Source organism: Roseomonas genomospecies 6, from assembly GCF_008365375.1.
In the GTDB taxonomy this organism is placed as follows: Bacteria; Pseudomonadota; Alphaproteobacteria; order Azospirillales; family Azospirillaceae; genus Azospirillum.
The window spans coordinates 74677-90173 of the sequence record NZ_QOKW01000028.1 but is presented as its reverse complement, the minus strand read 5'-3'; the positions used below and the strand labels follow the sequence as shown (position 1 = coordinate 90173).

The following is a 15497-nucleotide window of genomic DNA, read 5'->3' as shown; positions in this document are numbered from 1 at the left end:
GATTACGAGGAACGCACCGACGTCGCCGAGGCCATGGTTACCCTCGCCGCCATCAGGATCATGCTGCACCGCCTCGTCCACCCAAACCGCAGGCGACTGCTTTCACCGGACTTCCGAAACGGGCTGTGAGATGCGATGGCCGCTGTTGGCAGGCGGCCGACAGCGCGTCATCGACCATGGGATGTGATCCACATTCCTCCCGAAACTCGCGCAGCGCCGTGTTCAGCAGATCGGGACCGTCGCCGGCGGACCATTGGCCGAATGGCACGCTCCAAGCGCCAAAGCAACGGCCGCGGCGGCGCCGGACGATGAACATCGATGGAACGCCGTCGTCGCTGGGCGCGAGCAACAGAACACCCGCGCCATAGCGCCATGACTCCTTGGTTGCACGATGCGCATGCATGCACGTGTCCTTCTCTCCGATGTGCCCTTGGTTGCAGACGCTCGTGGGCGGGAGCGTCGGTGGCTGCAGAGAGGAGCGAGGGATTGGCGTGTCAGTCATCCAACCAGAGCATTCGCCCGTTCCAAGCAGGCTGCGAGCCTATCCAGATAGGCCGCCGAAAGACCGCCGCGGCGCGCGCCGGCCAAGACGCGTTCCGCGTACCCGGGACGGCACGTGGTGCCGCAGGCGGTGTCAGCCGCCGTATAGACGACCATCGGCAGAACCTGATCCAAGGCCGCGACCCGAACGGGCGCTGCGTGGCGGAGATAGATGCCCTCGTCGGTTCCTTCCCAACGGTCGAGCGCCGCGATGTCGGCGGCGGACACGGACCAGACCACCCCCTCTACCGTTTCTCCCGTCGCCGGGACGATGGTCGCCACGCCGCGCCGGTTGATTTGGAAGGCGTGATCGCTCAGGACACCCACCCCGATGTGGCGGTGAGCGCGGCAGCGCCGGTCCATTTGCGCCGCGTCCATGTTCGACCCGTAGGCGAAATAGAAGCGCCGCGCCCGCGATTCGGGGATGAAGGCCTCCGCGTGGCGCCTCCAGTCGCCATGCCGGATGGGCGGGAGTTCGTCGATGGCGTCGACGGTGTACAGCCAAGCGCGGCAGCCGGCCACGGTCACCTCGTGCCGGGTGTAGTGGTGGGGATGGCCTTCGAGGGCGTCGCAGGTCCGCAGCGTGGTGTCGTCGATCGCGAACAGATCGACCAGGATGCGCGAGGCAGGGTCGGGGGCCGCATACGGGAAGCCACCGCCATCGGCCATCCGGTACCCGTCGAGCCAATGGGTGCCGCGGTATTGCGCACCAGCGAGAAACCGCCGCCAGTTCCGTTGCCCGACGCGGAGGGTGCCGTAGGTGGCCAAGAGGGGTGAGGTGTTCATGGCGGCTTTGCCTTTCGTGTGTTCCGGCAGCGTCCCACGCCGCCGCAGCCGGGCCGGCGGTTCGTGCGGCATTGGGAGTATCGGCGCGTGAGGACGGCGGTCGTAGTTCGCTGCGAGCCATCCGACGGTTGGGTTGACACGACCGGCGTCCCGCTGGTGGTCGCCGGCCTTTTGCGTAGTGAGGCCGCCGTGCCCTGACCAGACAGAGCATGTCAGGTCGGGCGTTAGACAGGCGTTACACGCAGGCGGTCGAGGGCGTGATCAGGGGACCTGTGCTTGGTCGGGGCGCTGCGCACCGCGTCGGAGCCGAACGCCGGTCAGCCGCGCCCTGTGTCGCTGGGCGGATCCGCACGCCGTCGGCCCGGAATGCCAATCCTCCCGCCCGCCGCTGGCGCTCTGCCCGCATCACGCGATGGCCCCGGCGCCTGACCTCCCGGTGCGGGTGGCTCCAGATGGACGGTCGGTGCCACCCGCACCGGATCAAGCGGCAACGGGGCGACGGCGGGACCGGCGCTTGGCACGCGGCCGGGGCGGCCGCACCGCCAGCAGCGCGGCCGCGTCCTCCGTCCTCGGGCAGATCACCTTACCGGCCCCGTCGAAGGCGGTCCTGGCCTCGGCGTCGCCCGCGTCGCGCCAGGCGCGGACCGCCTCCTGGGCGGTGAGGCCGCCGACCGTCATCAGCCAGCCGATCTTGGCCTCCAGCGTGGCGCAGGCGAGGGCCTGAGCGGTGGCCGCCGCCGGACCGCCGCACTTGACCAGCCGGCGGTGCACGGCGACCAGCAACTCGACCTTGTTCGGCAGATGCTGGCCATTCACCCAGCCGAGGACGTCGGACAGGATCTTCTTGCCGCGCGGCCGGGCCAGGATGTTGCGGACGGTGTCAAAAGCGAAGACGGTCGCCAGATCGCGCAGGCGCTCGTCGCCGTCCACCGTCTTGCCACGGGTGGCGACGATGCGGACGATCATCTCCCAGGCCAGCTCGGAGGAGGCCTCGCTCCGGTGGGAGAAGGGGACGGTGGCGGTCTCGTTCGTGATCATGGTGGTCGCTCCGGGTCGTGGCGCGGCATCAGCGCCGCGGTGAGATCAGAGTACGGAGCGCGGCATCCCGGCGCCGGCTCGTTGAAAATTATCCGTAAGTCTTTGATAAAGAATACAAAATCTGAATGACTTGAGCGGTTCGATGTCTTGCGGACAGAAGCCTGACGATTCCTCGCTATTGTGCGGCCTCAGGGCACGCTCCAGTGAGACGACCGCGAGACCTCCCCCGGCTGCGGTCCGCCGCAGAATGCCGCCTCTCGTGTGAGTCTGCGAGCGCTCGGGCTGCAATGATGATTGCAGCCATCATGAGGGCGGGGCAAAATGCGCACCCCTCGGTTGGAGAGCGGCCATGCAGGCGCGACCTGACGCCCACGACGTCATCGGCTTCTATTGGACATACCCTGTTCCTGGGCGCCATCTGGCGCGCGACGTCGAAACGGCCGTCGAGCAAAGCCGGACCATTGCCCTGCATCGTGACTTGGTCCGCCAGGAAGCAACCCGCCAGGGTGGCAGGGTGGTTGCGGAATATGTCTACGAAGAGCCGAAAGGGCGGCCGACCAAACTGATCCTCGACGATCTGGAGCGCATTCTGCGCCGCCATGCCGATGCCACGGTTTGTTGGGTCGATACGTCGATGAACCACCGCTGGCGGGATCATCCTTTTCTGCACGCGCTCACGGTCGTGCGCCACCGCGTTTGCCGCATCGATGTGGACAGCGACAATGAACTCATCGCCCACTACCGACAGCACGCCCTGCTCAAGGCCGTTCAGAAAATGGGAGACCTGTACGACAAGGCTGGTCCCTACAAGGCTCCGGTGAACAAGCAGGGGCAGTCGATCGATCAAGCAGCGTTGAAATGGGCGCTCATCGAAGCGATCCACCGTCTGTACAGCCACATCGCCGACAGCCTTGGCGATGAGCGGGCCGACGAGATTTGGGCGTTGCTGCAAAAGCTCGAGGTGCCCGTTCCTCGCGGACTGACCTGGAACCGTGCCGGGTTCGAGGATGTGCGCAGACGCTTCGCTCGGTCCTACGACCCAGACTTTGACTTCCGTATCGATCGCGAGCGAACACGTTCCCACCGCGATGCTGCCGCCGCATCGTGAAGCCAAGACACCACCGCCACGATCGGCAGACCATGGTCTTGCCACCAACCTGCCCCGTTAGGAGATACCACGCCTCCGTTTCCCTTGACGGAGCCAGCAACGATCAATTTCCGCCGGCGGGAGTTCACTTCGCTTGCGGCGCGGGGAAAGGTCACAAGTCGCGCCAATCGGCCTCGCTGATGTCGTCAGCGCCGTTGGGCATGTCGCGTGCGAGCTCGTGCTTCGTCTCCAGAAGACGGTCCAGCTTCGCTTCGAAGGAAAGGAAGCCGTAGACACCACGGGCGGGCAATAAACGGTCACCGGCTTGGTCTGACCGATTCGGTATGCGCGGTCGGTGGCCTGATCCTCCTTTGTTGGATTCCAGGGCCGGATAAAGTGGATCACATGGGAGGCCGCGTGGACGTTGACGCCAAGCCCGACGGCGGTCGTGAACCGGATGATGACGTTGAACCGATGGCTTGATAGACCAGGGGAAGGACGGCATGGCTGCAGCGGCATGTCCGGATCACATCTGACACCATTGAGCCGGGCAGGGTGCCGCTCCCCTGCGGCGGCGTGGGAAGCCCATTGCCGGACGGCGCCTGGACGATCCCTTTGCGTCCGATGAGGTCGCGGAAGCCCGCCGGAATGCGGAGGGAATGGAGGCCGCTCTTGCGGTACTGACGTCCGGTGTGCGCAACCATGGTGACCCCGGCGGACGCGCGGACGAACGCCGACGAAGCCGGCTTGGGGCCGTCGCCATGCACCAGGGGCCTGCCCCATTGGAGGTTTCCTAAGCTGCTGACGAGTCTCGGGTTTATGGGGTGTCCCCACCATCGGGGCCAGCGCCTGACATCTCTGAACAGGCGCTCACGGATTGGGCGCCGGGGAGTTCAGGACATCAATTTCGACCATACCGAGAACTCTGATGGCAGGGTCGAGACGCAGAGCCTCTTTGGTCTCATCCTCAATGATCGTCTTATCCGCCGGACAATTCGCCGCACTCGCCAACATCGTCCGCGCACGCGACAACACTTGGCGGAAGAGATTGGAGGTACCATCTTCGCCGACAGCCGCGATGCGACACTTGTCCCGGGAAAGATCCCCGTGAATGCAAAGTTGGGTAATAAGGCGAAGCTCACGATTGGTTCCGGAGCGTTGAGTGGGCCGGCGACCGATCACCGTCGACTCGTTGAAGTAGCATGCTGATTTACCATGCGCGGAAAGAACGAAGTGAAGGTGTGGCCGCAGCTCTCCTTTCCGAACCTCCATTTCCGCTGCGATGAAATCATGCGGGCATCGTACGTCTGGTGAACTTCCGGCGCTGCTGATGAGGCACCAAGCGTTTGGCAGGCGCAAGTCTTCGAATGGATCGCGCAAACCTTCGAGCGATCCGTAATCGGCTCCGATGAAGTAAGCGCAAAGTTCAAGAAGGTTCACGAACTCTCCTTGCAGGATCGTGGGTTCGCGCTCTGCGAGATCATCGCGTCTATCCTCCCATGACCAAGACTTGGTGGACCGGCGGACCGCATCCCGAGCACGATCGAAAGCTTTGTATAAGCGCTCATCGAGCCGGCGCGCCTCTGTAGGATCATCTTCGAGAGCCCGAAGGCGCTGTAGCACCGGCAACCGCAGAATGAAAGGAAGCGGACCAAGGACACACGATTGCCCTTGCGTGGCTCTGTGAAAGCACTGCTCGGCTTCCTGGAGTTCGTCCTTCGCACGCGCTGTCCGCATGAGCAAATGTCCGAGCCTGTACGACGTCAGCTGGACCCAGGGCTCGAGGGCTTTTGCATGCTCTTCAGCCATTTGATTGGCCGCACGCAGACTTTCCAGTGCCTTGTCGGCACGGAATCGCACCATTTTGTCCGCCGTCCCTTGCCGCAGCAGGGAGAGGATTTTCTGGCGGCGGGTGTCCATATCATGGAACGCAGTGCTTCGATCGGTCACGCGACTGCCTTGCTCCCATATCTCATCGTCGATTCCCATCGTACGCGCGACATCCAGCCCGTAGCGCCCCGCCACGCACCTCGCCACCGGATCGTACCGGCATCCAACGGCCGCGCAACGCCGGACTTGGCATGTACCGTCTGATCGCGCAACCAGGGCACACCCCATGCGGCGTTCTGCCGGCGTCACAACCCGGAGCGACCGCCATGATCACGAACGAGACCGCCACCGTCCCCTTCTCCCGCCAGACCGAGGCTTCCTCCGAGCTGGCCTGGGAGATGATCGTCCGCATCGCCGCCACCCGCGGCAAGACGGTGGACAGCGACGAGCGCCTGCGCGATCTGGCGACCGTCTTCGCCTTCGACACCGTCCGCAACATCCTGGCCCGGCCGCGCGGCAAGAAGATCCTGTCCGACGTCCTCGGCTGGGTGAATGGCCAGCATCTGCCGAACAAGGTCGAGTTGCTGGTCGCCGTGCACCGCCGGCTGGTCAAGTGCGGCGGTCCGGCGGCGGCCACCGCTCAGGCCCTCGCCTGCGCCACGCTGGAGGCCAAGATCGGCTGGCTGATGACGGTCGGCGGCCTCACCGCCCAGGAGGCGGTCCGCGCCTGGCGCGACGCGGGCGACGCCGACGCCAGGGCCGCCTTCGACGGGGCCGGCAAGGTGATCTGCCCGAGGACGGAGGACGCGGCCGCGCTGCTGGCGGTGCGGCCGCCCCGGCCGCGTGCCAAGCGCCGGACCCGCCGTCGCCCCGTTGCCACCCAAGCCGATCAGATCAGAGGAGGGTCCATGGTGGCCAGGAAACGGGGAAACGGATCTCGCGATGACCTCCGTAAGGAGCAGGACGGCAACCCGCGTGGTCATCGGCGGCCGCGACTCTTCAGCCTTTTCCCTCCGCGTCATGCCGCGCTCGCCTGAGGAGGGAGGGGCCGCGTCGGTCGTGGAGAGGACGGTCATGAGCGGTGGGGACGGTCCGCATCGATGCGTGCGGACGGTACATCCGGCCGTGGAACGGAATTCGGTACGGAGAAAAGCGATAGTAACGGTTTAGAACTACCAAATGGAACGGTTGAGCCTTGAAAGAACGGTCGAAGTGTACGGCTCAATTTTTTAGTAACCCGATGCGAATTTCCTTGATCGTCTATGACCAAGTGGCTATGTATATGGGCATGCCGCGGCCGTCGAGGACCATGAGACGTCATATCGGTCGCGGCTTCGGGAAATTGCTGGCTTGCGATCCGTGACGTCCTGCTCATGCGCCGTCGCATAGAGAAGGCATGGGCATCCGGGAGCCGGGTCACCAGAGTTCCGTTGCACAGAGCTGGAGAGGCATCATGCGAGGAGCAGGCGTCGACGGGCGTCTGGACACGGTCGGTCCTCCCGAACCGACAGGATCATCGCGCCGATCCGAACGCCAATACCACGCCAGGCACCCCCGGCATTCCAGGCGGCGCCGGCGAATGGGCCACCATCACAGGGGATTACGACGACATGTCCCATGACGAGACGACGGCGCTGCGGGCGCTGAGCGGCAGGACGATCGAATTGCGACGCCTCACGGTGGCGTTGCCCTTCTACAACCGCTTGCTCGATGCCGGGGAGCGCCTCGAGGCCGAGGGCGGCCAGCCGGTGAACCGCACCCAGGACCTGGCCCGGCATCTCTGGCAGTTGCGCGGCGAAACGGACTACCGGCCGATCGACATGGCGGTCGGCTTCGCACGAAATTTCTCTGCGATGGCTGAGCCGGCTGCCCTGCTGCGGATTCTGCGGCAGGCGCTCCCGAAGCGTCAGACCGTGTACGAGTGGACCGAGCAGGGCCAGCGGTTCCTCTGTTGGCTGGAGCCGACCAAGCCCGGTTGCTTGGCGTTCACCCTGGCCTGGGAGGAGATCGCCACCGGCAAGACGGCGGTGGCTCCGGCAACGTTCGCCACGCAGGTTTCGACCTTCCCGGTTCCGGCTACCGATGAGGACATCGTCGCGCAATTCAACCAGACGCTGCTCGTCCGGGCGCATGGCGACGACATCCCGCAGGGCTGCACGCTGCAGCAGGCGGTAACGGCCTACGCTTCGATGGTGTCGGTTGCCCACCTCGTCTGCGGACTCATCGGAAGCGGCATCCTCGACGTGGGAGCGGATGAGGTGCCCGATGCGGTGGGGCACGCCTGAACGGATCACGCCATTCCACCGGTCGTGGGTGATCCAGATACACCGTCACCATTCCAACGCTTGGGAGAGTTTCGTGACCGCAACTGCTCTTGTGCCCGTCGAGCGGCTGCCCGCTGCTGCCCGCATCGTCGTCGACGCGCTTTCCGCCTGGATCGCGGAAACCTCGGAACCGTTCGACGAGGTCGGCTTCCCCATCGCCGTGTGGTGCGCTGAGCAACTCCCGGAGATTGAGGACGATGTGCTGAATCGGCTCGATCGCGCCGCCGTCAGGCAGCTCCTTGGGGAGTGCTGCTTGGGTCTCCGCAATTTGCCCGATTTCGCCGAAACGATCGACCCCCACTTCGCCGAGATGGTCGATCGGGCAGTGATGCCTCCTGCGGGGAGACAGGCGACAAGGATCCGAGATGTCGTGCGGATGAAAAGGGGGGTTCTCTGGCTCGATGAGAATGGTCGTGTCCGCTTCTTCACCCAACTGGCGTTGGACGATGCCGATATCCAGTATCTGGACGACTCTCTGCTGCTGCTGGCGGCCTTGGGCTGGGTGGCCAGCCGCACGCGTCTGCACCCGTCGAAGGCGCCAGTCCTTTTTCAGCCGCTGTCGTCGATCAGGGTGAGGATGCGGATGCTGACTCTTCTCGATCGCGACGGTGTGGACACTGTCTTGGAGCGCGTCTGTCCGGATCTTTCAGGAACTGAACGCGCTCAGCTGCACGCAGCGTTGCTGGGTGCCTGAACATGGCGGAGGATCGCCCCGTCCAGACCAATGGGGAGCGCGTCGCAGGTCTGGAGTGACGTGCGCATCCGCCTGCCGATCGAGGGGATCGGCCGCTGGTTGGCTGGTTCGGACCTCCGCCTCGACGTGGCTCCCGCCACCGAGTTGGCGGCGTTCGCCACGCACAGGGATCTCGCTGCCGGCTCGTGATTGGTGCGCGCTCCTGCCCGGCGACATCGTCGTGGCGGGAGAGGCGTCCGGCGTGGTGCGCGCGGCCAGCGTCGTCACCAAACCCGACCGGCGGCTCTCCCCTTCGCATCGAGCAACGGGTCGTCATGGCGTGATCCCGATAGCGGATAACGCATCACAAGCGCTACAAGAAACTCGAGCAACGTACTATCTATGAGACATAGATTGGTGCGGCCTGGGAAGCTGCTCTGATCGGCATCCCGTCTCACACATGAGACTTAAAACCCAATTTATGGATCAGGTGTAAGACGATGAAGGCCGAAGGTGGAACCTACAAGACCAAAGGGTCGCCGGTCTATCCGGCGGTGGCTCGGGCAATCGGGAAGCTCGGTCAGGACATCTCTCTCGCACGCCGGTCCCGCCGCATTCCGGCCGAGGATTTCGCGCGGGCGATGGGCGTGTCCCGAGCGACCCTGCATCGGCTGGAGAAGGGCGATGCCGGCGTCGCGCTCAACACGCTCGCGATGGCGCTCAACGCGCTCGGCCGCCTGGATCTGCTTACGAATCTCCTCGACCAGTCGAAAGACGAGGTTGCCTTGATGGTGCTCCGCCAGGACGTGCCAACCCGCGTCTCGAAGCCTCGGGCAAAGAAAAAAAAGGGGTCAGAGCCCGACGATGCCATGAGCGGTCCCATCGTCTCCAACGACGACGTGGAGGGTTGGTGAGATGACGACACGGAAGATCGACGTCCGGCTCGGAACGAATGCCGTTCCCGTGGGAGAGTTCATCCACGAGAGCACGGGCACCCGCGAAACGTCCGCATTCACCTATCACGCCTCGTGGCTGGACAACCCGCGGGCCTTCGCCATCGCGCCCGACCTGCCGCTCCAGGTGGCTCCGTTCTACCACGCGCGGACGGCCAACGCCTCGGCGCTGCCCGGACCGATCGCCGATGGTTCCCCGGACTCGTGGGGCCGCGCCATCATCAAGATGGCGCTGGGCGGCCGCGTGGACTCGGAGCTCGACTACCTGTTGGAGGCCGACGACGAACTCCGCTCCGGAGCACTTCGCTACTTCGACAAGCCGGGCGCTGCCGGGAAGCCGCTCGCGCCACCCAAGGGGGCGGGCGAGATCTCCATTCCGCGCCTTTTCGACCTCGAGCAGATCGTGGCCGAATCCCGTGCGTTCGAGGCGGACCCCATCCACTACCGCGAGAACCGGGCGAAGATGCTTCACGGCGGTCTGCTCAAGACCGCCGTCGGATCGCTCGGCGGCGCGAGGCCGAAGGTGAACGCCCGCGATGAGCATGGTGCTCTGTGGATCGTGAAGCTGGCGAAGATGGACGATGAGTATGCTGTCGCCCGTGCCGAGGTTCTGGCGCTCCGCTTGGCTGAGCGCGTCGGCATCAAGGCGTCTACGGCCGACCTGCTGCCGACCAGCCAGCGCTTCCCCGTCGCGATCATTCGGCGTTTCGACCGCATTGCCGGCCGCGCGGCCGGTCAGCCGCACGCCCGTGTCCCCTTCATCTCGGCACAGACCTTCATGGGGCTGCGCGGTGCCGAGCCGGGCAACTACGTGGATCTGGCCCAGCGGATGCTCACGCACTGCGCGGCGCCACGGACCGACATGCGCGAACTCTTCCGGCGGGTGATGTTCAGCATCCTGATCCAGAACACGGACGACCATTTGCGGAACCACGGCTTCCTCGCCGCGCCCGGAGGAAAGTGGACCCTCTCTCCGGCGTTCGACGTGAACCCGGTTCCGGAGGAGGGCACCCTGAAAACCGCTATCTCCGAGATCCACGGCAACGAACTCAGCGTGGCCCGCCTGATCGACGCCGCCCCATATTTCGAGACGAGCGAGGACGAGGCCCGCAAGCTCGCCGTCGGCATGGCCGACGTGATTTCCGCCGAGTGGCGGCAAATCGGAACGAGACTCGGCATGACCGGGCAGGACATGCGGGCCATCGCTCCGGCGATGGAGAACCACCGGATCGAGGAAGCGGTTGCGCTCGGGCGAACGATGGCTCCGGGCGTCACCGTCTCGTAAGAGGCGCCGTGCCAAGCGCGGCGCCGCCGGCGAACATCTTCCACGTCCGCCGTGCCGACCGCGACCGGGGCCCGAGGGATGGTGGGGCAGGGGGCTCTTGGGGGCGCGGGAAGGGACGATGAACGGCGCAAGTTTGACCGGTGATACGGGGGATCCAGATACTCCGCAACGCTTACGTAAATCCAAGCACTTGGGCGGCGTGATAGCGTGGCCTCCGGTTCGTCGCCGATGCACAGCCGCGTAGGATCAACCACGGCGGGTGGGCGCTCCGAAAATGGCAGGAGTTGGCTTCAGCACCCAAATTCTACGGCCGCTCAACGGAAGCCGCTACACCCGCCAACCCCGGTGCATAATCCCGGATAGCCTTTCAACCACCGCGCATCGAGTGCAGGGACCGTTGCCGCACCCGCCGCAGACCGGGCACCTGAACTGTCCGCCAAGTTGTTGCTGGCACGGCTGCGCCCACAAGTCGCGCCCGAACACCTTGTCGGGCCAGTCGCGGTTGGGTGTCGCCTGGGGCGCAGCGATGGTGTCGAGCCCAGTCTGCGGCAAGAGAGCCCGGAACCGCGAGCCGCACCCGGTACAGGGGCGCGTGCCCCACTCGCTGCCGCAGGAGACACACTTCGCCCACCACGTCGCGTCCGAGCCGTCGCGAAGCTTGCCGGGCCGTGGCTCGACGAGGCCCTTCCCACCGCAGACGGGGCAGCAGTCCATGCCAGCGAAGGCCTCTGCGGCGCGGTCGACGAACCGCTGGAAGGCGGCCACGGCCTCGCGCGGCGCGACGGCGAACGCTTGCTTGGCCGCCTTCGCCCGCTGCGCTTGCGTGTCGAGCTCGTGCGCCTTCGTGGCAGCCCAGGAACGCGCCTCAGATGCCTCGTGCTCCGTCGGCGCGCGGAACGCGACGAGGTGGTCGCCGTCGTGGCGCAGCCAGTCTCGCTTCCCAGGCCACTCGGGCAGCGCGCGGACGGTCGTCGCGACCGGGTAGGCGGGCGCGGCGACGCGGCAGAGCCAGCCGTGGAGCAGGCGGGCCATGCGCTCCTCGGAGTCGATGCCCCAGGGCGAGCACGGGAACAGGACGGCGCGGCCCCCGATGCTCCAGCCGGACGCACGGTCGGCGTCGGCGAGCGCCACCGCGCCGCCGACGTGCGCGACCACGATCTCACCGTCCGAGCCGTCGAGGTGCTCGACCTGGGCCTGAACGGCGTCAGGATCGGACCCCGCCAGGTCGGCGCAGATCGGGAGCAGGCGCAGCGGGCGGTCGCCGTCCACACGGACCACGCCCATCGCATCCGCCGCTACGCGCACCGACGACCAGCCCGCCTTCGCTAGCGTCCAGCCGTCGCCGCTCGGCGTCGCTGACCATCCGAGGGCAGCGAAGCCGCGCACGACGAGGTGGAGCACGAACCGGTCCCATGCCGCAGCCTCGCGCTGCCGGCGGGCGGCGCGCTGCTGGGCCGTCTCCTGCCGCTTGTGCCCAAACTTCACCCAGGACCGCCAGAGCGCGGCGACCTTGCGGTAGTGCGGGTCGTTCACGAGGATGTTCGTCGGCTTGAGGGAGAGCGCCACGGTCTGCCGGCGAGGGACGCGCTGGTACAGCGGCGCGTTGAGGAGAGTCTGGAGGTCACGCTGGGCGAGTTCCAGCCACTTCATCGTCTGGGTGAGTTCCTCCTCGGTCTTGGACTCCAGCGTGTTCGACCAGAGCTCCGCGATGCGGTAGGCACGCCGGAACGAGGTCCGCCGGATCTCATCGCTGTAGTCGCGGCTGGCGTCGAGGACCTCCTTGATCTTCCGAAGCTCCTCCAGCCGCTTCGCGAGGTACGCGAGCAGGTGGTCGACGAGCCTCACCGCGACCCGGTTCTCGTACAGGTTCCACTCGTCCTGAATCTGGCGCGCGAGCACCCGCGATGGCTGGATGCTCCGCAGGGTGCGGTGCTCCCAATCGCCGGGGTGGGACACGAGGTCCGCGACCGCCCGCACTGGCGTGCGGCGTGCGCGCGACACCGGTAACCGCTCCTCCTCGACGCGCAGGTGCAGGCGCGGTCGATGGCAGACGTGCTGGAGGTGTTGGAGGTGGCGCACGATCTCCAGATCGAGGGGCAGCGGTCGCGCCCGCTCAGCGAGCTTCTGCGCCACCGGGGGGGCCTGCGCGTGCGCGTCCCAGGTTGGTTCGTCGCCGACGGCCTGCGCGAGCCGGACGACGGCATCCGTCTCCAACTCCCCAGGCCATCGCCCGAGCACACGGTCGGATTCGAGTCCGACGAGCTCGTCGCCGAACCGCAGCCCGTTGGCGATCCAGGCGTCACACAGCGCGGCTGCCGGGAGCGAGCGCACCCTTCCGTCGATGCGGGCGGTGAACGAGGTCACACCAGCTCCTCGCCCTTCTTCGCGGCGATCTCCTGTTCGATGAGCGCGATGCACCGCTCGGGCAGGTTGACCGTGTCGAGTTCGTCCCAGGCCGTCTGGAGCTTGGCGGAGAGCTCCTCCAGGGCGGCGGTGCGCACGTCGTGGCGGTCCTTGAGCTTGCGGAGGACCTTGGTGACAAGGAGGTGGTCCATCGCCTCACCGATCGACCCACCGGCCTCGACGACCACGGGCAGGTAGTTGGCGAGCTGGTTCTCCAGACGGTTGCCCCATCCCACGCGGAACCGAGTCTGGAGATCGTCAACGAAGGGGGCCGCGCGTAGCCAGGCTGTAGCCTTTTGCGTGGCCTTTGCCTGGGCATCGGCCGCGCCGTTGAAAGCCGCCTCCAGCTTTTCGTAGGACAGCGGGTTGCGAGGGCTACGCTCCTGCACGGCAAAGTGCGCCGCCTCGGTCTTGCGCGGCATCTCCATGACATGCGCGCGGTCGTAGGTCTTGTCGGCGAACTCGGCGGTGCTCTCGTCGTGGTTGGCGGTGCCCACGAACCAGACGTTCGGGGGGATCGGCAGATGCCGTCCGTCCAGCATGAGCCGGGGCGCCTGGATCAGGGGATCGTTGACGAGCGTGAGGCGTCGAGCCTCAATCGGCTGCTCCAGCGCCGACAGGAAGTCCGCGAAGAACTGCTCCGGGCGAGACAGGTTGATCTCGTCGAGCACGATCATGAACAGGCGGTCGCGGTAGGCGGGCGTACCGGCCTTGTAGAGCGCCTGGAGGAAGTTGGTCGCGTAGTAGTGGCGGTGGAAGGCGTTGTAGTAGCCGATGAGGTCCTGCCGGTCGCGCCAGCCGGCCTGCACCTCAACGATCTCGATGCCGCCGCCGACGGCGCTGGCGAACGCCAGCGGCAGACTGGTCTTGCCCGTGCCGGAGATGCCCTGAAGGAGCATCAGCCGGCTCATGGCGAGGCCGCCGAGGAAAGCCCGCACGTCACGCTCGGCATAGTACAGCGTCCGCCCCTCCACGCCGGTCGCGATGCGGTGGCGGAGGTCGTCGGCGAATTCCTTGAGCGTGGGCGTGGCACGGCCGAGCGGCGTCGTCGTCCGCGCCTCGGCCTGGAGGTCCTCCTTCTCGTCCAAACTCGTCAGCGCCGTCATCGGGTTCCGGTGGTCCTCCTGGCGGGTAAGCTCGTCCACGCGGGCGCGCAGTTCGTCCACGGCTCCGTCGAGTAGCTGCTTATGGACCTCCAGCGCCTCCTTCTGCTTCCGCAGCGCTTCGAGCTCGATGGCAGCAAGGCGCCGGGTCGCGAGCTCGCCGTTCGCCTTTGCCAGATCTCCGAGCAGGGCCGACCGCTGCTCAAGCCACGCCGACCGCTCATGCTCCAGCTCGCTGAGACGCTCGGCGGAGCGGGCGTCGGGTCGCTCGCGAAGCTGCTGGGCGAGCGTGTCGCGCTCGCGCTCGGCGGCGGTAAGCGCGGCGAGGATCTCTTCCGGGGTGCGGCCGCCGAACCGCCGGTCGAGTTCGCGCCGGGATTCTAGGTCGTTGAAGTAGGCGTCGCGCTGCTCACGGGCGTCCGCCAACTGCTTCTGAAGCGACGTGACCTGGTGGCGGAGGTTCTCGGTTCGCTCATCCACCAGACGCTCCACCTTGCGGTCGATGCCGGCGCGGTCCTCGGCGAGCATGTCCTGGGCGGCCTGGAGGTCGAATTCAGCGGCGCGATGCGCCTTCTGCCGCTCTTTCAGGGCGGCCTCGCGCTCGTCCAGGTCGGCCTCGCGCTTCTCGAGGGCGGCGGTGCGGCGGTCGAGGTCCGTCCGCCAGCCGGCCTCGGCCTCCGCTCGCTCGGAGGCGAGCAGGGCGCGGAGCGCGTCCAGCTTCTCCTGGCGTTCCCGCGCCATCGCCTCATCGAACTTGCGCCGCGCTTCGGCCTCGGCCTCGATGCGTGCGCCGTCCTCCTCGGCCCACTTCTCGGCGCGGGCCTTGGCCTTCGCGCGCATCGCCTCCTCGGCCTTCTCGCGCACTTCAGCGATCTCGGCGTCGAGGCGGTCTCGCTCCCCGCGCAGCCGCTTCACCTCCTCCTCGACAGGCTTGAGGATGCGTGTCTTCTCGGAGAGGAAGCCCTGCTCGGCGTTCAGCTCGCGCTCGGCGAGGCGCGCGCCCTGCTCAACGGCATCGGCCTCCTTGACCCGACAAGCCGACTCCCGCTCGGTCAGGGTCGCCTCGCGCTTGTCCACACTCTCGATACGCGCAAGCAGGTCAAACTCGGCTTGGTCGACCTCGCGCTTCTTCTCAGCAACCTCGGCCTCGGCCGCCTTTTTGACCGCCTCGATCTCGGCGTCGACGTCCTTCCTCTTCTGCCGGAGCGCCGCCTCCAGTTCGCGAGCCTTTTCGAAGTGGCCACGGGCGCTTTTCAATAGGTACTCGACCCGCTTTAGGCTCTCCTCCAGGGTCGCCCCTGCATGCTCGGCGACACCGTCGGTGGACGGCGGCCCATGCTCGGCGCTCAGGGCCTCGATCTGGGACACCACGGCGTCCAAGCGCTCGGTCTGCTGGACAGTGGGCTCCGTGCAGGGAGCCACCGCCGGTGCGGGGGGGGTGCGTTTCTGGCTGTGGTTCTTGTTTTTCGCCATGA

The 15497-nt window shown here is 66.5% G+C and carries 13 protein-coding genes and 1 pseudogene; 7 read left to right on the top strand and 7 right to left on the bottom strand.

The features are described from left to right. Nucleotides 1–498 precede the first annotated feature (498 nt). A complete protein-coding gene (locus tag DS843_RS25385) occupies nt 499–1398 on the bottom strand; it encodes a gamma-glutamylcyclotransferase family protein (protein ID WP_149471616.1) in 900 nt (299 codons plus the stop codon). 408 nt (nt 1399–1806) lie between these two features. Further along, on the bottom strand, nt 1807–2364 hold the full coding sequence (locus DS843_RS25380) for a hypothetical protein (RefSeq protein ID WP_149471615.1): 558 nt from the start codon (nt 2362–2364) through the stop codon (nt 1807–1809). Nucleotides 2365–2713: 349 nt separating this feature from the next. On the opposite strand from DS843_RS25380, the gene DS843_RS25375 reads away from it, so the two are divergent. Next, nucleotides 2714–3472: a hypothetical protein gene (locus DS843_RS25375; RefSeq protein WP_149471614.1), complete on the top strand. Its 759-nt coding sequence runs from the start codon at nt 2714–2716 to the stop codon at nt 3470–3472. 151 nt (nt 3473–3623) lie between these two features. Here DS843_RS25375 and DS843_RS31930 read toward each other — a convergent pair whose 3' ends face one another. The 3 genes and pseudogenes from DS843_RS31930 to DS843_RS25365 form a co-directional block, all read right to left on the bottom strand. Next, nucleotides 3624–3761 carry a hypothetical protein gene (locus tag DS843_RS31930; RefSeq protein WP_286192304.1) on the bottom strand — a complete coding sequence of 46 codons (138 nt, stop codon included), beginning with the start codon at nt 3759–3761 and terminating at the stop codon, nt 3624–3626. A gap of 35 nt (nt 3762–3796) precedes the next feature. Then, a pseudogene (locus DS843_RS32095) lies at nt 3797–3970 on the bottom strand (helicase-related protein); the annotation flags it as partial. A 351-nt stretch (nt 3971–4321) separates the two neighbouring features. Continuing rightward, the gene (locus DS843_RS25365) at nt 4322–5440 is read right to left on the bottom strand and encodes a hypothetical protein (RefSeq protein ID WP_149471613.1); all 1119 of its coding nucleotides are present in this window, start codon (nt 5438–5440) and stop codon (nt 4322–4324) included. A 167-nt stretch (nt 5441–5607) separates the two neighbouring features. On the opposite strand from DS843_RS25365, the gene DS843_RS25360 reads away from it, so the two are divergent. From DS843_RS25360 to DS843_RS25340, 6 genes are all read left to right on the top strand, one after another. Further along, nucleotides 5608–6318, top strand: a complete 711-nt coding sequence (locus DS843_RS25360; RefSeq protein WP_149471612.1) for a hypothetical protein — start codon at nt 5608–5610, stop codon at nt 6316–6318. A gap of 573 nt (nt 6319–6891) precedes the next feature. Next, nucleotides 6892–7566 (top strand): hypothetical protein, encoded by a 675-nt coding sequence (locus DS843_RS25355; RefSeq protein ID WP_149471611.1) that lies wholly within the window; start codon nt 6892–6894, stop codon nt 7564–7566. Nucleotides 7567–7639: 73 nt separating this feature from the next. After that, the gene (locus DS843_RS25350) at nt 7640–8299 is read left to right on the top strand and encodes a hypothetical protein (RefSeq protein ID WP_149471610.1); all 660 of its coding nucleotides are present in this window, start codon (nt 7640–7642) and stop codon (nt 8297–8299) included. Nucleotides 8300–8359: 60 nt separating this feature from the next. Then, on the top strand, nt 8360–8488 hold the full coding sequence (locus tag DS843_RS31925; RefSeq protein ID WP_286192303.1) for a hypothetical protein: 129 nt from the start codon (nt 8360–8362) through the stop codon (nt 8486–8488). A gap of 290 nt (nt 8489–8778) precedes the next feature. Further along, complete coding sequence (locus tag DS843_RS25345; protein ID WP_149471609.1) at nt 8779–9192, top strand: helix-turn-helix domain-containing protein; 414 nt, start codon at nt 8779–8781, stop codon at nt 9190–9192. 49 nt (nt 9193–9241) lie between these two features. Further along, nucleotides 9242–10516 carry a type II toxin-antitoxin system HipA family toxin gene (locus DS843_RS25340; RefSeq protein WP_167525462.1) on the top strand — a complete coding sequence of 425 codons (1275 nt, stop codon included), beginning with the start codon at nt 9242–9244 and terminating at the stop codon, nt 10514–10516. A gap of 327 nt (nt 10517–10843) precedes the next feature. On the opposite strand, the gene DS843_RS25335 is transcribed toward DS843_RS25340, so the two are convergent. After that, nucleotides 10844–12880, bottom strand: a complete 2037-nt coding sequence (locus tag DS843_RS25335) for a hypothetical protein (protein ID WP_149471607.1) — start codon at nt 12878–12880, stop codon at nt 10844–10846. After that, on the bottom strand, nt 12877–15495 hold the full coding sequence (locus tag DS843_RS25330) for an AAA family ATPase (RefSeq protein ID WP_149471606.1): 2619 nt from the start codon (nt 15493–15495) through the stop codon (nt 12877–12879). Before DS843_RS25330 ends, DS843_RS25335 begins: the two co-directional genes overlap by 4 nt. Nucleotides 15496–15497 lie beyond the last annotated feature (2 nt).